We start from the raw sequence: 18,047 nt of genomic DNA, 5'->3' as shown, positions 1-18,047 counted from the left end.
GAAGGAAAGTCCTGGCCGCCGGCCCGTCAGGCCCTGGCGCGCGAGGCCGCGTAGGCGTTCCAGAGCTTCGGCCCGACCGCGAGCAGAAGGGCGACGACGAGGAACGACGCGCTGATCGGGCGGGTGATGAAGGTGAAGGGGTCGCCCTGGCTGATCGTCAGCGCCTGGCGGAAGGCCTGTTCGGCGAGCGGGCCAAGGATCATGCCGATCACGGCGGGGGCGACCGGGAAATCGTAGCGCTTCATGAACAGCCCGACGATGCCCACCGCGTACATCACCAGCAGGTCGACCACCGAGTTCGACACGCCATAGGCGCCGATCGTCGCGAACACGAGGATGCCGGCATAGAGCTGCGGCGTGGGGATCTTCAGGATCTTCACCCACAGCCCGACCAGCGGCAGGTTCAGCACCAGCAGCATGACGTTGCCGACATAGAGGCTGGCGATCAGGCCCCACACGAGATCGCCCTGCGTCACGAACAGCATCGGCCCTGGCTGGATGCCGTAGCTCTGGAACGCCGAGAGCATGATCGCGGCCGTCACCGAGGTGGGCAGCCCGAGCGTGAGCATCGGCATGAGCACGCCGGCGGCGGATGCGTTGTTCGCAGCCTCCGGCCCCGCCACGCCCTCGATCGCGCCGTGGCCGAACTCGGCCGGGTTCTTCGAGAGCTTCTTCTCCATGTAGTAGGAGAGGAACGTCGGCAGCTCCGACCCGCCCGCCGGGATGGCGCCGAAGGGAAAGCCCAGGAACGCGCCGCGCAGCCACGGCTTCCATGACCGCGCCCAGTCCTCGCGCGAGAGCCAGAGGCTGCCTTGCAGCGGGATGATCTCGTCCTCGCCGTGCTTCCGCCGCGTGGCGAGATGCAGCGTCTCGGCCACCGCGAACAGCCCGACGGCGACGATCGTCACCTCGATGCCGTCGAGGAACTCGATCATGCCGAAGGTGAAGCGCGGCTGGCCTGTCTGCAGGTCAACGCCGACGATGCCGAGCAGCAGGCCGAGGAACAGGCACGCGAGCCCGCGCAGCGCCGAGGCGCCGAGAACGGCAGAGACCGCGACGAAGGCCACCACCATCAGGCTGAAATACTCGGCAGGCCCCAGCTTCAGCGCGAGCTCGACCACCACGGGGGCGGCGAAGGTGAGAGCGCCCGTGGCAATCGTTCCGGCAACGAAGCTCCCGATCGCGGCGGTGGCGAGTGCTGGGCCCGCGCGGCCGGCGCGCGCCATCTTGTGGCCCTCGAGCGCTGTGATGATCGTCGCACTCTCGCCTGGCGTGTTCAGCAGGATCGAGGTGGTCGAGCCGCCATACATCGCGCCGTAGTAGACGCCCGCGAACAGGATGAAGGCGGATGTCGCCGGCACCTGGAACGTGATGGGCAGAAGCAGGGCGACCGTCAGCGCAGGCCCGATGCCCGGCAGCACGCCGACGGCGGTGCCGAGGAAGCAGCCGATGAACGCGAACATCAGGTGCGTTGGCGTCAGCGCGGTGGCGAAGCCACCGGCGAGTGCTGCCAACGTGTCCATTCAGATGAGGCCTTCGAGGATGCCGGCGCCGATGTTCACGCCAAGCAGCTTCTCGAACCCGAGATAGGCGCCGAACGCGATGATGGTGCCGATGACGGCATCGCGCACCAGCCCCGTGCTGCCGAAGCCGCGCGACACGCAGACGAACAGCGCAATGGCGGCGAACACAAAGCCCAAGGTTCCGATCAGCACGACATTCGCCGTGAGCCCCGCCGCCACCCAGGCAAGTGCCCGCCAGTCGATCGAGAGGCTTTCCTCGACGCCGAAGCCGCCACGGAAGGCCTGGATGAGCAGCAGCACGGCGATGACGAGAAGCCCCCAGGAGGCGATCTGGGGAAACAGCGTCGGCCCCACCCGCGCATAGATCGGCGAGACGGGGATGACGGCCGTCTGCCACAGCGACGCGAGCGCGATGACGACGAGCGCGCCCGCTGCCGCAACCTCGCCGGTGACGGGCCGGCGCCCGACCTTCGGCTGCTCAGGCAAGCCCGAGATCCTTCAGCACCGCCTCGGTGTCGGCGATGTCACGCTCGACGAAGCGGCCGAACGCCTCGCCGGCGAGGAACGCATCGGCCCAGCCGCGCGTGCGCAGGATCTCCTGCCACTGCGGCGTGGCATGCACCGCGCCCATCAGCGCGGCGAGCGCCGCCTGCTGTGCCGCCGTCGTGCCCGGAGCGCCGAACACCCCGCGCCAGTTGGCGAGCGTCACGTCCACCCCCTGTTCGCGCAGCGTCGGGATATCCGCACCGTCGCCCGCAAGCCGCGCCTCGCCGGAAATCGCGAGCGCGCGCAGCCGCCCGGCCTTGATCTGCTCGGCGAACTCGGAATAGCCGCTGATCGAGGCCTGCACCTGGCCGCCGAGCACCGCGGCGATGTTCTGCCCGCCTGCCTGGAACCCGACATAGGAGGCGCTGCGCGGCGCCTGGCCGAGCGCGCGCAGGATGAGGCCGAGGAGGATGTGGTCGATCCCGCCGGCCACAGAGCCGCCGATGGGAACCGCCCCGGGGTTCGCGCGCAGCGCGGCGGCGAGGCCGGCGAAGTCGCGGAAAGGGCTCGCGGCCGGGACCACAATCACGCCGGCCTCCGACGTCAGCCGCGCGATCGGTTGCACGTCACGCACCGTGACCGAGGATTTCCCGGTGATGCCGGTGCCGAGCATGATCGACCCGCCGACGATCATGGCGTTCGCCTGGCCGCGCCGCTGGTTCACGAAGCGCGGCAGGCCGACCATGCCGCCGCCGCCACCGACATTCTCGAACTGGAACGACCCGACGAGGCCCGCCGCTCGCGCCGCCTGCTCGATCGCGCGGCCGGTCGAGTCCCACCCGCCGCCTGGCGCGGCGGGCACGAACATGAACACGCTCTCGAACCGCGCCTGGGCCTGAGCCTGGGCGCGGGCCGGGTGGGCGAGGGCGAGCGCGCCGGCCGCAGCCAGCGCGCCACGCCGAGTGATCGACCCGCTCATGCGAGGCCCCCCACTCATGCGAGGCCCAGATCCTTCAGCACGCCCTCTGTCGCGGTGATGTCCTGGCGGAGATAGGTGCCGAAGGCGTCGCCGGTGAGGAAGGCATCGTCCCATGCGCGGGTGGTGAGGATCTCCTTCCACTGCGGCGTGGCGTGGACGGCCGTCATGAAGTCGATCAGCGCCTGGCGCTGCGCCGCGTTCAGGCCCGGGCCGCAGAACACGCCGCGCCAGTTGGCGGCCGTCACGTCGACGCCGAGTTCCTTCAGCGTCGGGATGTCGGTGCCAGGGATGCGCTTCTCCCCGGTGGTGGCCAGCGCCCGCATCCGCCCTGCCTTGATCTGCTCGGCGAACTCCGAATAGCCAGAGATGCCAGCACCGACCTGGCCACCCAGGATCGCGGCGTTGGCCGGCCCGCCGCCTGCGAAGGCGACGTAGGAGGCCTCGCGCGGGTTCCGGCCGAGCGCCTTCAGGATCAGGCCGAGGGCGATATGGTCCGTCCCGCCGGCCGAGCCGCCGCCCACCGCCACGGCACCCGGGTTGGCGCGGAACCGCGCGGCGAGATCGGCCCATGACTTGAGGTCCGAGTTGCCGGGAACGACGATCACGCCCGCCTCCTCCGTCAGCCGCGCGACGGGCTGGACGCTGGAGATCGTGACCGGCGACTTGTTGGTGATGCCAGCGCCCACCATCACGCTGCCGCCGACGAGCAGCGCATTGGCCTGGTTGCGGCGCTGGTTCACGAAGCGCGGCAGGCCGACCATGCCGCCCGCGCCGCCGACGTTCTCAAACTGGAAGTTGCCGACGAGGCCGGCCGCCCGCGCGGCCTGCTCGATCGCGCGCCCGGTGCCGTCCCACCCACCGCCGGGGCCGGCGGGGACGAACATGAAGATGCTCTCGAATTTCGCCTGCGCCGCGGCGCTGCCCGGCAGGCCGAGGGCGGCGATGCCGGCGGCGAGCGGAGCGGTGGCAAGCATATGGCGGCGTGTGATGGTCATGGCGTTCTCTCCCCGACGCGAACTCTGTTGCCGCGGAGCCTAGAACAGCTTGGCGCGGAAGGGAAACCGCCGGATCGGGGCATTCCGCCTGCCGCGATGGCTTGACCGCCCTCGCGCCGCCGCCGACGCTCGCCGGCGAAGGAGACCGCCATGCCGACCATCGAGACCCCGCATCTCATCATGCCGAAGCTCGGCCTCGGCACCTGGCAGCTGCGGGGGGCAGAGTGCGCCCGCGCGGTGGCCGATGCCATCGGCCTCGGCTACCGCCTCATCGACACGGCGGAGATGTACGGCAACGAGGATGGCGTCGGGCAGGGGTTGCGCGATGGCGGCGTGCCGCGCGAGCAACTGTTCGTCACGACCAAGGTGTGGTGGGAGAACCTGGCCGCCCCCGATCGTGCGCTGGAAGCGAGCCTCGCGCGGCTCGGGACCGAGTATGTCGACCTGTTCCTCATCCATTGGCCGAACCCTGCCGTGCCGCTTCCCGCCACCATCGCGATGATGGAGGTGCTGAAGGAGCGCGGCCTCTGCCGCGCCATCGGGGTGGCGAACTTCACGCCGCGCCTGCTGCGCGAGGCGATCGACACCGGCGCGCCGATCGCGGCGAACCAGGTCGAGTATCACGTGATGCTGGGGCAGGACCCGCTGCTCGCCCTCTGCCGCGAGAACGGCATCGCGCTCACCGCCTACTCGCCGCTCGGCAAGGGCGGGCTGGTCGATGATCCCGCTCTCGCCCGCATCGCGGCGAAGCATGGGGTGAGCGGGGCGCAGGTGGCGCTGGCCTGGCTGCTGGGGCAGGAGATGGTCGCTGCCATCCCGAAATCGGGGCGGGCGGAGAACATGAAGAAGAACCAGGCCGCACTCACCCTCACCCTCGACGACGAGGATCGTGCGGCGTTGGCGGCGCTGCCGAAGGACCGGCGCTTCGTGAACCCCGCCTTCTCGCCGGACTGGGCCGACTAGGCGGCGCCGACCGCGGCGAGGGCGCGCAGCGCCTCGCCGCCATGCAGAGCATCGACGCGGGCGAGCCACGCCGCAAGCGGATCGGCATCGGCGAGCGTCAGCTTGTTGCTCATCATGCGTGCCCACATGAAGGTGCCGTGCAGCGCATAGTCGGCATAGCCCGGTTCGTTGCCTGACAGGAAGGGTTGCTCCGCGGCCAGCCTGCGCGCGGGGCCGAGCAGCGCGCGGATGCTGGCCAGTTCCGCGACCGGATCGGTGCAGACCTGTTCCAGCGCGCAGCCGAAGCGCTTCTCCCGGCTCTCGCGGAAATAGGCACGGTCCTTCTCGGCGAGGTGGGAGAAGATGTCGGTGATGATCAGCCGTGCGACGGGCAGCGCCAGCGTGCGGTCAACCCACGCGACCATGAATCGGGCGAGCGCCAGCCCCTCCGGTCCGCGGAACAGGCTCGGCCCCTCCGGATAGGTGGCCTCCAGATACTCCGCGATCGCCATGTTCTCGCGTACCCAAGCGTCGCCATCGACGATCACCGGCACCGTGCCGCCGCCCGAGGCGGCGATGGTTTCCTTCTCGGTGAAGCGCCAGGGGCGGCCTTCGAAGGCGAGGCCCTTATGGCGGAGTGCCATGCGCACGCGCCACACCGGTGGGCTGAACCGGCGCCTGTCATCGGCGCCGGTGAGCTCGTAGAGAACGATCACGCCTTGACGACGTGCGCGTCTGTGGTGATCGAGGCTGCCGTCTGGCCGAACAGCACGCGGCGCTGCTCCTCGGTCATCTGCGGCGGGCCGTCGGGGCGGTATTTCGGCCCGAGCGCGTAGGCGCGCTGCGTCGCGGGCTTCGCCGCGATGCGGTCGAGCCAGGCCTTCACGTTCGGGAACTCGGCGATGTCCTGGCCCTGCCGCTCCCACGTCACGGCCCAGGGGTAGGAGGCCATGTCGGCGATGGAGTATTCGCCGCAGATATAGTCGCGCCCCGCCAGGCGTCGGTCGAGGACGCCGAGCAGGCGGTTCGTTTCCTTGGTGTAGCGGTCGATCGCGTAGGGGATCTTCTCGGGCGCATAGGCGCGGAAATGGTTGTTCTGCCCGAGCATCGGGCCGAGGCCGCCCATTTGCCAGAACAGCCACTCGAGCACCGCGACGCGGCCGCGCGTGTCGGCGGGGATGAAGCGGCCCGTCTTCTCGGCGAGGTAGAGCAGGATCGCGCCGCTCTCGAACACGGTGACGGGGGCGCTGCCATCAGCAGGGGCACGATCGACGATCGCGGGCATGCGGTTGTTCGGCGCGATGGCGAGGAAGTCGGGCTTGAACTGCTCGCCCTTGCCGATGTTCACCGGCACGATCTCATACGGCAGGCCGGCTTCCTCGAGGAACATCGTGATCTTGTGGCCGTTCGGCGTCGGCCAGTAATGGAGCTCGATCATGGCGTGATGGTCCTTCTGCCCGGTGCATTTGCACTCATGATGCGCCCATCGCCGCCGCGCGCAATGCCGCGGGCCGGATGGGCGTTATCCGTTGGGCGGATGTAAGGTTTCGGAGACCGCCTGAGAACTCGCTGCTGTGAGTCGGATGGCGATGCTCCCGAGAACCGGCGCGCAGCGGGCTTCAGGCCCGTGAGCACCGGAAGCCCCCAAAAGACACCAGAGGGGAGCGAAGCCAGACGGCCACAGCAGTAGAGTTCGCAGGTGGTCTCTCAGGTCTTGTAGTCGGGCTCCTCACGATCCAGCACCCGCCGCCAGGCGTCGAGGTGCATGCGCGCATCGATGCGCTGGCCCCAGGGGCCCGTGTAGTTGCGGCGGAACCTCTGCGGCAGCTCGCGGATCGGCAGGCCGGTCGAGAGCGCCGTGACCTGGTACATCGCGGTGCGCTCGGCGATGAAGAGCTCGTCGAACGCGTCAGCCACCGTCGGCCCGACGACGGAAACGCCATGCCCGCCCATCACCATGATCGACTTGTCGCCGAGCATGCGGGCGATGCGGTCACCTTCCTCGTTGTCGTGCACGGGCTCGTAGCCTTCCGTGTCGTAGACGATCCGGTCGTTCAGCAGCAGGTTGTTGTGATGCGAGAGCCTGAACTCGCCCCCCTCGCACATCGAGAGAGCGGTGAGGTATTGCGGGTGCACGTGCATCACCACCGTCGCCTTCGGGTTGGCGAGGTGGATGCGCGCATGGATGTGGAACGCAACCTTGCGCAACTCGCCCGTGCCGCGCAGCACCTTTCCCTCGAGGTCGCACACGATGAGGTCGGAGGCGCGAAGCTCCTGGAACAGGTAGCCGCGCGGGTTGATCACGAACAGCGGATCGTCACCGGGGATCATCGCGCTGTTGTGGTTGCCGATCTGCTCGTTCCAGCCGAGGCGGGCGGACACGCGGAACACAGCCGCCATGTCGCAGCGCAGCGCCCACTCGGCTTCCTCGGCCTTGCTGTTGGAGAGTGCTGTCACAACCGCTGTCATCGGGTCCTCCTGTTGGATCAGAGATCGCGCGCGACCACGGCCACCGGGTCACCCGCCCGGCAGCGGCCAGGCCCGCGCGTGCACCAGAGCAGGCCGCCCGCGCCATAGGGCAGCGCGAGCGCGGGTTCGAGTGGCGCCTCGATGCGGTGCAGCCGCCCGGCGAGGGCGCCCTCCGCCACCGTCGCACCCAGCGCATCGGCGGCTTCCCAGATGCCGTCATGCGGTGCGAACACGTAGTGGCGCATGTCGGGCACCGTCATGCGCCGGCTGCCTTCGCCTTCCGGCACGCCGTCGAGCATGCCGAGGTGCTTCATCACGTTGCGCACGCCGCGCTCGGTGACGGCGAGGCCACGCGGGTTCAGCCGCCCGATGCCGCCGAGTTCCGAGGACAGCGCGACGACGCCGCGCGCCTCGGCGGCGGCGAGCAGCGTCGGCCCCGCGTTCACCTCCTCGAGCAGCAGCGTGATCGGCGCTCCGAACGCATCGGCCATCGCGAGGCTTTTCGTCATGTAGCCGGCATCGTCGAGAACGTGGCCGACGGCGGAGGGCACGATGTCCATCCCCGTGCCGCCGCTGTGCAGGTCCATCTGCGCGTCACAAAGCGGAAGCAGGTGCGTGTCGACGTAATGCGCCAGCACCTCGGCGAAGCTGCCGCGCGGGTTGCCGGGAAAGCAGCGGTTGAAATCCTTCCCGTCCAGCGGGCTTTTCCGCGTGCCGGCGAGCGCTGCCGGATAGTGCATGGCGGGGAGGATGATGACGCGGCCGGCCAGCGCGGCAGGCTCGATCGCCCGCGCAAGCCTGAGCAGCGTGACCTGGCCCTCGTACTCGTCGCCGTGGTTGCCGGCGGTGAGCAGCAGCGTCGGGCCCTCGCCATTCGCCACGATCACGATCGGGATGCCGATGGTGCCCCAGCCGCTGTCATCGCGCGAATAGGGCACGCGGAGGTGACCCGCCTGCTTGCCCGGCGCCCAGAGGTCGATCTCGGCGCGCACCGGCGAAGCCTCGGCCGGATATGCCATGCCCACTCCTGTCATCACGCTGGGAGTGTCGTCCCTCCCGTGGTGTTTGCCAAGACGGCGCGGCAGCGTCATCATTGCCCGCAAGAATCGTTTCAACGCAATCACGCGGGGGATGGCACCGATGATCACACGCAGGACGCTCGGCAAAGGCGCGGCAGCCGGCCTCGCCACGGCAACGCTTGCCGCACCGATCGCAGGCCCGGCCTACGCGCAGCGGCGCGGCGGCGAGGTCGTGATCGCGCAGCAGGCCCAGCCGCCCAGCCTTGATGCCGCGACCACGACGGCGCAGGCCAGCCGCAACATCAACCTTCACATCTACGAGACGCTGTTCGCCCGCGACGAGGCCGGCAACCCGATGCCCGACCTCGCCGAGGGCGTCGACATCTCCGCCGATGGCCTCACCTACCGTTTCGGCCTCCGCCGCGGCGTGAAGTTCCACAACGGCAAGACGATGACGTCGGCCGACGTGAAGGCCTCGCTCGAGCGCTACGGGAAGGTGGGTGGCTCCGCCTTCATCATGCGGCCGGTGGAGGAGATCACCACGCCCGATGCCAACACCGTGGTGGTGAAGCTGAAGGAGCCGTATCCCGGCTTCATCGCCGGCATCTCCTCCCCGCGCGCGCCCTGCGCCATCATCCCCGAGGAGGAGGCCGGCAAGGCCGCCAACCAGATCGCGGTGATCGGCACCGGCCCGTTCCGCTTCGGCGAATTCCGCCCCGACAGCCACGTGAAGCTCACCCGGTTCGATGATTACGTGCAGAACACCAACTTCGCGCGGCGCGACGGGTTCGGCGGCCGCAAGACCGTGCATTTCGATGCCGTCACGATCCGCTTCATGCCGGAGGCCGGCGCCCGCACCGCCGGTCTGCAGACCGGGGAGCTGCATGTCCTCGAGGCGCTGGCCGTCCCGGCGGCGCAGCGGCTGAAGGATGACCGCAACGTCCGCGCCTACGAGATGATGCCCTGGGCCTTCCAGACGCTCATGATGAATCACGCCCAGGGGCCGACCAGCAACGTGATGTTCCGCCGCGCCGTGCAGGCAGCGCTCGACATGGAGGAGATCATGGCGATCTCCACCGACGGGCTGTTCCGCCTCACCCATGGCTGGCAGCATCCTGGCACCGCCTACTTTGCCGGCGATATCGGCAAGGAGCTCTACAACCTCAAGGACCAGGCCCGCGCCCGCGCGCTGCTGCGCGAGAGCGGCTACCGCAACGAGGAGGTGACGGTCCTCGCCGACAGCTCCTTCTCCAACCACAAGGCGACGGGCGAGGTCGCGGCCGAGCAGCTGAAGGCGATCGGCGTCAACGTGAAGCTCGTCGTGGTCGACTGGCCGACGGCGTTCAACCAGCGCACCCGCCGCGAGGGCTGGCACCTCTGGACGCTGATGCTCGGCATCGAGCCCTACGAGGGGCCCTACGGCGTCGTCGGCTTCTTCTCCGGCCACCAGCCCGTGCAGCATGAGCGCGATGCGGGCATCGAGGCGGCGCAGGCGAAGCTCACCACCTCCCTCGCCGAGGCCGACCGCAAGGCGGCCGTGGCCGACTTCCAGCGCCGCATGTACGACCAGGCGATCGCGGTGAAGTGCGGCGATGTCGGCATCGTGCAGGCGACGCGCGCCAACGTGGCAAACTACGCGCCGTACCGCATCCCGCGGATGTGGGATTGCTGGTTCAGCTGACCGGGATACCGCTGAACGGTGCTCCGCTACACGCTCGGACGGCTCGCCTCCGCCATTCCCGTCCTGTTCGTCGTGTCGCTCGTCTCCTTCGCGATCATCGCGCTGGTGCCGGGCGACATGGCGAGCGAGATGGCCGGCCCCTCCGCGACGGCGGAGGAGCTGCAGCGCCTTCGCGTGCAGCTCGGCCTCGACAAGCCGATCCTCCAGCGCATGCTGGAGTGGTACGGCGCGCTGCTGCGCGGTGACCTGGGCGAGAGCGTGCTGCTCCGCCGCAGCGTGACGGAGGCGATCCTCGAACGCCTTCCCGTCACGCTCGGCCTCACCTTCCTCGCGCTGTTCTTCTCCATCATCTTCGGCGTGCTGGCCGGCATGGTCGCTGCCGTCCGCCCGAACAGCTGGACCGACCAGGGCGTGATGGCGCTCGCGCTGATCGGCCTGTCGCTGCCGGATTTCTGGCTGGGGCTCGTGTTCATCTGGGCCTTCGCGGTGCAGCTCGGCTGGCTGCCGACCGGCGGCTACGTGCCGTTCGGCGAGAACCCGATCGGCTGGCTGCGCTCGATGGCGATGCCGGCGACGGCACTGGCGCTCACGCAGATGGGCCTGCTCGCGCGCATGACGCGCGCCTCGATGCTCGACGTGCTGCGCCAGGACTATGTGCGCACCGCGCGCGCCAAAGGCCTGCCGGGCTGGGTGGTGGTGTTCCGCCATGCCGGGGCGAATGTCCTCGTGCCCATCATCACGGTCGCGGGCGTTTCCGTCGGCATCCTGCTCGGCGGCGCGGTGGTGATCGAGCAGGTGTTCAGCCTGCCAGGTGTGGGGCGCCTGATCATCGGCGCCATCCAGCGGCGAGACTATCCCGTGATCCAGGGCGGCCTGCTGCTGACCGCGACGATCTTCGTTCTGGTGAACCTCGCGGTCGACCTGCTCTATGCCGCCGTCGATCCGCGCGTGCGCTATGGCAAGTGAGGCTGTTGATGGTGCGGCCCCCCGGCGCGTGGGCGTGGTGGCGCGCGCGCTCGGCCATCGCGGCGTGCTGATCGGGCTCACGCTCTTCGGCGCGATCGTCCTCGTCGCCCTGTTCGCAGACTGGATCGCCCCGCATGACCCGGTGCGCAACAATTTCCGCTACCGCCTTGGCGCGCCGAACGCCATCCACTGGCTCGGCACGGATCGTTTCGGCCGCGATATCCTCAGCCGCATCATCCACGGCACGCGCGTCAGCCTGCGCATCGGGCTGATGGTCGTTGCCGCAACCGGCATCATCGGTGCGCTGCTGGGCGCTCTCGCGGGCTATTTCCGCGCGGCCGACGGGCCGATCATGCGGGTGATGGACGGGCTGATGGCGTTTCCCGGCATCCTGCTCGCGGTTTCGCTCGCTGCCGCCCTCGGCCCGTCGGAAACCAACGCAGCGATCGCGCTCAGCGTCGCCTACACGCCGCGCACCGCGCGCATCGCGCGCGCCGCCGTGCTGGTGGTGCGCGAGATGGAGTATGTCGAGGCAGCGCGCGCGCTCGGGGCCGGGCACCTGCACATCCTTGCCCGCCACATCCTGCCGAACTCGCTCACCCCGCTCGTCGTTCAGTGCACCTACATCTTCGCGCTGTCGATCCTCGCCGAAGCCGTGCTCAGCTTCATCGGCGTCGGCCCGCCGCCGCCTACCCCCTCGCTCGGCGGGGTGATCGCCGATGGGCGCGACTACATGCTCGAGGCGCCGTGGATCAGCCTGTTCCCCGGCCTCATGATCGCCATCACCGTGCTCGGCCTCAACCTGCTCGGCGATGGCCTGCGTGACGTGCTCGACCCGCGGATGAAGGTCGAGATGCGATGAGCGCACTGCTCGCCGTCGATGGCCTCACGGTGCGCTTCGGTCGCTTCGCGGTGGTCGAGGAGTTGAACTTCACGGTCGACCCTGGCGAGGTGCTGGCCATCGTCGGCGAGAGTGGATCGGGAAAAAGCATGACCGCGCTCGCGCTCATGCGGCTCATCCCGCCACCTGGCCGCGTCACGGGCCGCGTGGTGTTCGACGGGCAGGACCTGCTGTCGCTGCCGGAGCGCAAGATGCGCGCCATCCGCGGCGGGTCCATGGCCATGGTGTTCCAGGAGCCGATGACGAGCCTGAACCCCGTGTTCACCGTCGGCAGCCAGATCGCCGAGGCGCTCTCGTGGCATCGCGGCCTCTCGGGCGCTGCGGCAAAGGCAGAAGCCGTTCGGCTGCTCGGCCTCGTCGAGATCCCGAACCCGGCTGCGCGCGTGCGCGAGTATCCGCACCAGCTCTCCGGCGGCATGCGCCAGCGCGTGATGATCGCGATGGCGCTGGCCTGCAACCCGCGCCTGCTGATCGCCGACGAGCCCACCACCGCGCTCGACGCCACCGTGCAGGCGCAGATCCTCGACCTGCTGCGCCGGCTCCGCGCCGAGCTCGGCATGGCGGTGATCCTGATCACGCACGACCTTGGCGTGGTGAGCGATTTCGCCGACCGCGTCGCGGTGATGTACGCCGCGCGCGTGGTCGAGACGGCCCCGGCCGCCGCGCTGTTCGCCGACCCTGCGCATCCCTACACCGAGGGGCTTCTCGCCTCCCTGCCACGCCTCGGCGAAACGGTCGACCGGCTCGCGGCGATCCCTGGCCAGGTGCCGCCGCCCTTCGCGCTGCCGCCAGGCTGCCGCTTCGCGCCGCGCTGCGCCTACGCCAAGGCGCCCTGCACGCTGGCCCTGCCGCCGCTGCTCGCGCTCTCGGGCGATCGTGCGTCCGCCTGCATCCGCCACGCCGGCTACATGGTCGAGGCATGATGGTGAAGCCATGACCGGGCCGATCCTCTCGGTGCGCGGCCTCGTGAAGCATTTCCGCCCGCGCACGCGGATGTTCGGCGCCGAAGGCAAGCCCGTGCGCGCCGTCGACGGCATCGACCTCGACGTTCCCGCCCGCGGCACGCTCGGCCTTGTCGGCGAGAGCGGCTGCGGCAAGTCCACCACCGGGCGCCTCGTGCTCAGGCTGATCGAGGCCGATGCTGGAACGATCCGTTTCGAGGGCGAGGACATCCGCACCGCCCCGGCCGCCCGCCTGCGTGCCCTCCGCCGGCGGATGCAGATCGTGTTCCAGGACCCCTTCGCCTCGCTCGACCCGCGCATGACGGTGGCCGAGATCCTGGCAGAGCCCTTCGTCGTGCACGGCATCGGCGACGGGGCGGAGCGGGCCAAGTCGGTCCGCCGCCTGCTCGACCAGGTGGGGCTCGCCGCCCACCACGCCGAGCGGCACCCGCACGAGTTCTCCGGCGGGCAGCGCCAGCGCATCGGCATCGCACGTGCGCTGGCGCTCGACCCCGCCCTGATCGTGGCGGACGAGCCCGTCTCTGCGCTCGATGTCTCGATCCAGGCGCAGATCCTGAACCTGATGCGTGACCTCCAGCGCGCGCGCGGCCTCGCCTTCCTGTTCATCAGCCACAACCTCGCCGTGGTGCGGCACATGGCCGATCGGGTGGCGGTGATGTATCTCGGCCGCGTGGTGGAGGAGGCGCCGCGCGAGGCGCTGTTTGCCGCGCCGCTCCACCCCTACACCCGCGCGCTGCTCTCGGCCGTGCCCGACCCGGGGCGCGAGCGGCAGGAGAGGATCGTCCTGACCGGCGAGATCCCCCGGCCCGACGATCCACCCTCCGGCTGCCGGTTCCGCACCCGCTGCCCGCTCGCCGATGCCGGCTGTGCCGCCACCGAGCCGCCTTTGGCCGCGCGCGGCAATGGCCACCGCGTCGCCTGCCACAAGGTGCCCTGAGCCACGCGGGGGGGGCGCCGGGGTTTGCGCCTGGGGCCGACCCTCCCCACATCCGGCCCATGTCGATGTTCTCGCGCAAGTCCGGCCTCGCCACCCTTGTGGAAGCAAGGGCCTGGATCGCAGCGCTCGGCCTCGGTGCCGCGCCCGCGCTCGCCCCCGCACCGGCGCTGGGGGCAGACCTCGTGGTGCAGGCGCCCGTTCCCCCTTCTCCGTCCGCCCGCCGCGCCGGCTGGGCCGTGCCGGCGGAGGCGACGCTGGGGGCGAGCCCCTATGGCCCCGTGCCGCTGGCGGGAATCCGCCTCATTCAGGCCGGCGCCGCCCTGCCCGAGGGAACCGACGCGATCCTCCCGCCCGACCAGGCGAGCGACCAGGGGCGGTGGATCGAGCTCACCGGCTCGGTTGCCGCGGGCGATGGGGTGGCCGCTGCCGGCGAGCACCTGGCGCCTGGGCAGGTGCTGGCCCGGGCGGGAACGGTGCCGTCGCTGCTCGCCCGCGCCGTGGCAACGGGTGGCGGCGAGGCGATGCTGGCGTTGCTCGCGGCAGCCACGCCCCCCGGCATCGGTCTCGGCCCTGTGGCGCGGCCCACCATCTCCGGGCTCGGCGCACGGCCGATCGAGGACACGAGCCTCGGCGAGGGGGAGGATGGCCGCCCCACGATCGCCCTGCCGGACGATCCTGCCGCCCGCCTGCTCGGCTGGTGCGCCCTCCTCGCCCCGCCGGGCGGCGAGGTGTCGGCCGTGATGGGCCGCAAGCTCGCCTCTGCGGTGGGACTGACCGATCTCGTTCCCGTCAGGCTTTCGGGCGGCATCGCCACGCCGCTGGCCGCCGCCGATTCGCCACGGCTCGGCGCGCTGGCGATCGCGGCAGGCTGGATCGAGGTTCCGCCCGACAGCGAGGGCCACGCCGAGGGCGGTGCCGTCACGCTGCATCTGTTCCCGCCCCTGCTGATCGGCTAGACGCCCCCGATGCCGCCCTTCGACGCCATGGCGGCGGTGCGCGATGCCGCGCGGCAGGAGCAGTTCCTTGTCGTGCTGAGCGAGGACGAGGCCCGCGCCCGCTTCGCCGCCGCCTTTACCCCCGTGCCCCGCGGCACGGAGGTGGTTTCGCTTGCCGCCGCGCTTGGCCGGGTGCTGGCGGAGGATGTCGCGAGCACGGTGGATGTTCCGGGCTTCGACCGCAGCGGCGTCGACGGGTTCGCGCTGCGCGCGGCCGACACGCTGGCGGCGCGCGAGGATGGCCCGGTCACGCTGCGCCTGAACCCCGAGGTGCTGGCCTGTGGCCACCCACCAGCGCTCGCTGTCGAACCTGGCACGGCCACGGTGATCGCCACCGGCGGCATGCTGCCGCGCGGTGCCGATGCGGTGGTGATGGTCGAAAACACCGAGGCGCTGGAGACGGATGCCGGCCCCGTGGTGGTGCTGCGCCGCACCGTCGCGGCGGGGGCGGCCATCGCGGGGGCTGGCAGCGACATCGCCCGCGGCGAGACGCTGCTGCGCCGCGGCACGGTGCTGACGAGCCGTGGCATCGGCATGCTGGCCGCGATCGGGCGTGACGCCGTGCCGGTGATCCGCCGCCCGCGCGTGGCGGTGCTGTCCACCGGCGATGAGCTCGTGCCGCCGGGCGCGCCGCCGCGGCCGGCAGGCGTGTTCGACAGCAATGGTGCGATCATCGCCGCAGCCGTTACCGAAGCCGGCGGCGAGCCCATCGCCTTCGGCATCATCGCCGATGACCTCGCGAGGCTGACCGCAGCGATCGACCGCGCGGTGGCCGGCGCCGACCTCGTCGTCCTCTCCGGCGGCACGTCGAAGGGGGCGGGGGACATCTCGCATCGCGTTCTCGCCGCACTCGGGCGCGTCGTCGTGCATGGGGTCTCGCTGAAGCCAGGAAAGCCGCTCTGCCTCGGCCTCGTGCGCGGCGTTCCCGTCGCGGTGCTGCCCGGCTTCCCGACGAGTGCGGTCTTCACTTTCCACGGCTTCGTCGCCCCGATCATCCGCGCCATGGCCGGGCTTCCGGCGGATGCGGCCGAGACGGTGCCGGCGACGCTCGCCGTGCGCGCACCGTCCGAGCTCGGGCGCACCGAGTACGCGATGGTCTCGCTAGTGCCTGACGGCCCGGGGTTCCGTGCCTATCCGCTCGCGAAAGGGTCCGGCTCGGTCACCGCCTTCGCGATGGCCGACGGGTTCGTCGTGATCGATGCGTTGTCGGAAGGGCTCGATGCGGGGGCAACCGTCACGGTCACGCGCATCGGCGCGCGAACGCGGGCGGCGGACCTCGTGGTGATGGGCAGCCACTGCGTCGGGCTCGACCGCGTCATCGGCCTGCTCGGCGCGCGCGGCATCGTGGCGAAGGCGATGGCCATCGGCTCCCTCGGCGGGCTCGCCGCCGCACGGCGCGGGGAGTGCGATCTCGCGCCGATGCACCTGCTCGATCCCGACAGCGGGCTCTACAATACCCCGCTGCTGCCGCCGGGCGTCGGGCTGATCAAGGGCTGGCGGCGGATGCAAGGCCTCGTGTTCCGGCCGGGCGACGGCCGCTTCGCCGGGCGCGACGCGGTCGGTGCGGTGGCCGCCGCCCTCGCCGATCCGGCCTGCGTGATGGTCAGCCGCAACCAGGGCTCCGGCACGCGCATCCTGATCGACCGCCTGCTCGCCGGTGCGCGGCCGCAAGGGGTGTTGAACCAGCCGAAGAGCCACAACGCGGTGGCCGCCGCCGTGGCGCAGGAACGGGCCGATTGGGGGGTCGCGATCGAGACGGTGGCGCGCGACTATGGGCTCGGTTTCATTCCGCTAACGGAAGAGCATTACGACTTCGCCGTGCCGGACGCACGCCGCGGCCGCGAGGCGATCATGTGGTTCGAGGCGCTGCTGGCAGGGGACGAGACGCGCACCATGCTTACCTCTCTCGGGTTCATGCCATGAGGATCGTCGTTCTCCTGCTCGCACTGGTTCTCGCCCTGCCTGCGCAGGCGGAGCTGCGCGGCCATGGCGGGCCGGTGCGGGCGCTTGCCATCTCGCCCGATGGCGCGCGCATTCTCTCGGGCAGCTTCGACCAGTCCGCCATCCTCTGGTCGCCCGAGGCAGGGGCGGCGATCGCGGTGCTGCGCGTGCACGAGGGGGCGGTGAATGCCGTCGCCTTCCTGCCCGATGGCCGGTTCGCGACCGCTGGCGAGGAGGGGCGTATCGCGCTGTGGCGCCCCGGTGCCGCCCAGCCCGAGCGCGTGTTCGAAGGCCATGGCGCGAAGATCGCCGCACTTGCCGCAAGCCCCGACGGACGCTTCCTCGCCTCCGCCGCCTGGGACCGCAGCGTGCGTCTCTGGCCGCTCGACGGGTCGGCTCCGCGCGTGTTCGAGGGGCATGCGGAGAATGCCGTCAACGCCGTGGGTTTCCTCGCGGATGGCTCGGCGGTCGTTTCGGCCGCGTATGACGGCACGCTGCGGCTCTGGCCGGTCGATGGCAGCGCGCCGCGCGTGCTGGCGGAGTTCGGGCTGCCGCAGAACACGCTTGCCGTCCTGCCGAAAGCTGCCGGCATCGCCGTTGCCGGAGCGGATGGAACGGTGCGCCTCGTGCCATTGGATGGCGGGCCTGTGCGCGAGCTTGCCGGCGGCGCGAGCCCGATCATTGCACTTGCGGTGAACGGCGATGGCACGCTGCTGGCCGCCGGCGGCATCCGCGGGTCGGTGGCGCTGTGGTCGCTGCCAGAGGGGCGGCTCGCGCGGACGCTGACGGGGCCGGGGCTTCCGGTATGGTCAGCCGCCTTCGCGCCCGACGGCACGCTCTACACCGGCGGCACCGATCGTCGCGTGCGCCGCTGGAACCCGATCACGGGCGCGCATCTGGGTGCCGTTGTGCCGGAGGCGGAGGAGCGCGCCGCGACCGCCGACCATCCGGGTGCCCGCGTGTTCCGTGCCTGCGCTGCCTGCCACACGCTCTCGGGCGACAGCGCCAACCGCGCCGGGCCAGCCCTCGCTGGCCTGTTCGGCCGTCGGATCGCCACCGTGCCCGACTTCCAGTATTCCGAGGCGCTCCGGCGGATGGACATCGTATGGACGCGCGAAACGGTGGCGGCCCTCTTCACGCAGGGCCCTGCCGCCTACACGCCGGGCACGCGCATGCCGGAACAGACGGTGGGCAACGGCGACGACCTCGCCGCCCTGCTCGATTTCCTCGAGGTCGAAACGAAGCGCTGAC

Annotated in this window: 17 protein-coding genes; 9 read left to right on the top strand and 8 right to left on the bottom strand. The window is 70.8% G+C overall.

Features of this window, described 5'->3' with window-relative positions; translation table 11 throughout:
* Positions 1-26: 26 nt before the first annotated feature.
* The 4 genes from Q0C38_RS08425 to Q0C38_RS08410 are packed head-to-tail and all read right to left on the bottom strand — an operon-like array spanning position 27 to position 3,983.
* A complete protein-coding gene (locus tag Q0C38_RS08425; protein WP_291296633.1) occupies positions 27-1,523 on the bottom strand; it encodes a tripartite tricarboxylate transporter permease in 1,497 nt (498 codons plus the stop codon).
* On the bottom strand, positions 1,524-2,009 hold the full coding sequence (locus Q0C38_RS08420) for a tripartite tricarboxylate transporter TctB family protein (protein ID WP_291296632.1): 486 nt from the start codon (positions 2,007-2,009) through the stop codon (positions 1,524-1,526).
* Positions 2,002-2,988 (bottom strand): tripartite tricarboxylate transporter substrate binding protein, encoded by a 987-nt coding sequence (locus tag Q0C38_RS08415; protein WP_291296631.1) that lies wholly within the window; start codon positions 2,986-2,988, stop codon positions 2,002-2,004. Before Q0C38_RS08415 ends, Q0C38_RS08420 begins: the two co-directional genes overlap by 8 nt.
* Positions 2,989-3,002: 14 nt before the next feature.
* Positions 3,003-3,983 (bottom strand): tripartite tricarboxylate transporter substrate binding protein, encoded by a 981-nt coding sequence (locus tag Q0C38_RS08410; RefSeq protein WP_291296630.1) that lies wholly within the window; start codon positions 3,981-3,983, stop codon positions 3,003-3,005.
* Between the two features lie 150 nt (positions 3,984-4,133).
* Here Q0C38_RS08410 and Q0C38_RS08405 point away from each other — a divergent pair, with 150 nt between their 5' ends.
* The gene (locus Q0C38_RS08405) at positions 4,134-4,946 is read left to right on the top strand and encodes an aldo/keto reductase (RefSeq protein ID WP_291296629.1); all 813 of its coding nucleotides are present in this window, start codon (positions 4,134-4,136) and stop codon (positions 4,944-4,946) included.
* Here the strand turns inward: Q0C38_RS08405 and Q0C38_RS08400 are convergent.
* The 4 genes from Q0C38_RS08400 to Q0C38_RS08385 all read right to left on the bottom strand — a co-directional run bounded on the left by Q0C38_RS08400 (position 4,943) and on the right by Q0C38_RS08385 (position 8,413).
* Entirely contained in the window at positions 4,943-5,641 is a 699-nt protein-coding gene (locus Q0C38_RS08400) for a glutathione S-transferase N-terminal domain-containing protein (RefSeq protein ID WP_291296628.1), read from the bottom strand. The genes Q0C38_RS08405 and Q0C38_RS08400 overlap by 4 nt on opposite strands.
* On the bottom strand, positions 5,638-6,363 hold the full coding sequence (locus Q0C38_RS08395; protein WP_291296627.1) for a glutathione binding-like protein: 726 nt from the start codon (positions 6,361-6,363) through the stop codon (positions 5,638-5,640). The genes Q0C38_RS08400 and Q0C38_RS08395 overlap by 4 nt, the downstream gene beginning before the upstream one ends.
* Before the next feature lie 269 nt (positions 6,364-6,632).
* Positions 6,633-7,394 (bottom strand): class II aldolase/adducin family protein, encoded by a 762-nt coding sequence (locus Q0C38_RS08390; RefSeq protein ID WP_291296626.1) that lies wholly within the window; start codon positions 7,392-7,394, stop codon positions 6,633-6,635.
* A 17-nt stretch (positions 7,395-7,411) separates the two neighbouring features.
* Positions 7,412-8,413 carry a succinylglutamate desuccinylase/aspartoacylase family protein gene (locus Q0C38_RS08385; RefSeq protein ID WP_291296625.1) on the bottom strand — a complete coding sequence of 334 codons (1,002 nt, stop codon included), beginning with the start codon at positions 8,411-8,413 and terminating at the stop codon, positions 7,412-7,414.
* 121 nt (positions 8,414-8,534) lie between these two features.
* On the opposite strand from Q0C38_RS08385, the gene Q0C38_RS08380 reads away from it, so the two are divergent.
* From Q0C38_RS08380 to Q0C38_RS08345, 8 genes are read left to right on the top strand one after another with little or no spacing between them, the layout of a single operon-like run.
* Complete coding sequence (locus tag Q0C38_RS08380; protein WP_291296624.1) at positions 8,535-10,094, top strand: ABC transporter substrate-binding protein; 1,560 nt, start codon at positions 8,535-8,537, stop codon at positions 10,092-10,094.
* Positions 10,095-10,112: 18 nt separating this feature from the next.
* Positions 10,113-11,060 carry an ABC transporter permease gene (locus Q0C38_RS08375; RefSeq protein ID WP_291296623.1) on the top strand — a complete coding sequence of 316 codons (948 nt, stop codon included), beginning with the start codon at positions 10,113-10,115 and terminating at the stop codon, positions 11,058-11,060.
* The gene (locus tag Q0C38_RS08370; protein WP_291296622.1) at positions 11,050-11,922 is read left to right on the top strand and encodes an ABC transporter permease; all 873 of its coding nucleotides are present in this window, start codon (positions 11,050-11,052) and stop codon (positions 11,920-11,922) included. The genes Q0C38_RS08375 and Q0C38_RS08370 overlap by 11 nt, the downstream gene beginning before the upstream one ends.
* A complete protein-coding gene (locus tag Q0C38_RS08365; RefSeq protein ID WP_291296621.1) occupies positions 11,919-12,884 on the top strand; it encodes an ABC transporter ATP-binding protein in 966 nt (321 codons plus the stop codon). Before Q0C38_RS08370 ends, Q0C38_RS08365 begins: the two co-directional genes overlap by 4 nt.
* Positions 12,885-12,894: 10 nt before the next feature.
* On the top strand, positions 12,895-13,860 hold the full coding sequence (locus Q0C38_RS08360) for an ABC transporter ATP-binding protein (protein WP_291296620.1): 966 nt from the start codon (positions 12,895-12,897) through the stop codon (positions 13,858-13,860).
* 59 nt (positions 13,861-13,919) lie between these two features.
* Positions 13,920-14,816, top strand: a complete 897-nt coding sequence (locus Q0C38_RS08355) for a hypothetical protein (RefSeq protein ID WP_291296619.1) — start codon at positions 13,920-13,922, stop codon at positions 14,814-14,816.
* A gap of 9 nt (positions 14,817-14,825) precedes the next feature.
* Entirely contained in the window at positions 14,826-16,778 is a 1,953-nt protein-coding gene (locus Q0C38_RS08350; RefSeq protein ID WP_291296618.1) for a molybdopterin biosynthesis protein, read from the top strand.
* Complete coding sequence (locus Q0C38_RS08345) at positions 16,775-18,046, top strand: c-type cytochrome (RefSeq protein ID WP_291296617.1); 1,272 nt, start codon at positions 16,775-16,777, stop codon at positions 18,044-18,046. Before Q0C38_RS08350 ends, Q0C38_RS08345 begins: the two co-directional genes overlap by 4 nt.
* Position 18,047 lies beyond the last annotated feature (1 nt).

The sequence above is a fragment of the Elioraea sp. genome (assembly GCF_022842375.1).
Taxonomy (GTDB): domain Bacteria; phylum Pseudomonadota; class Alphaproteobacteria; order Acetobacterales; family Acetobacteraceae; genus Elioraea_A.
The sequence above is the reverse complement of the archived record's forward strand: the minus strand, read 5'-3'. Positions and strand labels throughout refer to the sequence as shown.

Coding starts and splice junctions, on each gene's coding strand:
- Q0C38_RS08360 (WP_291296620.1), top strand. CDS start 12,895: ATGACCGGGCCGATCCTCTCGGTGCGCGGCCTCGTGAAGCATTTCCGC.
- Q0C38_RS08370 (WP_291296622.1), top strand. CDS start 11,050: ATGGCAAGTGAGGCTGTTGATGGTGCGGCCCCCCGGCGCGTGGGCGTG.
- Q0C38_RS08415 (WP_291296631.1), bottom strand. CDS start 2,988: ATGAGCGGGTCGATCACTCGGCGTGGCGCGCTGGCTGCGGCCGGCGCG.
- Q0C38_RS08355 (WP_291296619.1), top strand. CDS start 13,920: ATGTCGATGTTCTCGCGCAAGTCCGGCCTCGCCACCCTTGTGGAAGCA.
- Q0C38_RS08380 (WP_291296624.1), top strand. CDS start 8,535: ATGATCACACGCAGGACGCTCGGCAAAGGCGCGGCAGCCGGCCTCGCC.
- Q0C38_RS08425 (WP_291296633.1), bottom strand. CDS start 1,523: ATGGACACGTTGGCAGCACTCGCCGGTGGCTTCGCCACCGCGCTGACG.
- Q0C38_RS08390 (WP_291296626.1), bottom strand. CDS start 7,394: ATGACAGCGGTTGTGACAGCACTCTCCAACAGCAAGGCCGAGGAAGCC.
- Q0C38_RS08365 (WP_291296621.1), top strand. CDS start 11,919: ATGAGCGCACTGCTCGCCGTCGATGGCCTCACGGTGCGCTTCGGTCGC.
- Q0C38_RS08350 (WP_291296618.1), top strand. CDS start 14,826: ATGCCGCCCTTCGACGCCATGGCGGCGGTGCGCGATGCCGCGCGGCAG.
- Q0C38_RS08345 (WP_291296617.1), top strand. CDS start 16,775: ATGAGGATCGTCGTTCTCCTGCTCGCACTGGTTCTCGCCCTGCCTGCG.
- Q0C38_RS08405 (WP_291296629.1), top strand. CDS start 4,134: ATGCCGACCATCGAGACCCCGCATCTCATCATGCCGAAGCTCGGCCTC.
- Q0C38_RS08410 (WP_291296630.1), bottom strand. CDS start 3,983: ATGACCATCACACGCCGCCATATGCTTGCCACCGCTCCGCTCGCCGCC.
- Q0C38_RS08385 (WP_291296625.1), bottom strand. CDS start 8,413: ATGGCATATCCGGCCGAGGCTTCGCCGGTGCGCGCCGAGATCGACCTC.
- Q0C38_RS08395 (WP_291296627.1), bottom strand. CDS start 6,363: ATGATCGAGCTCCATTACTGGCCGACGCCGAACGGCCACAAGATCACG.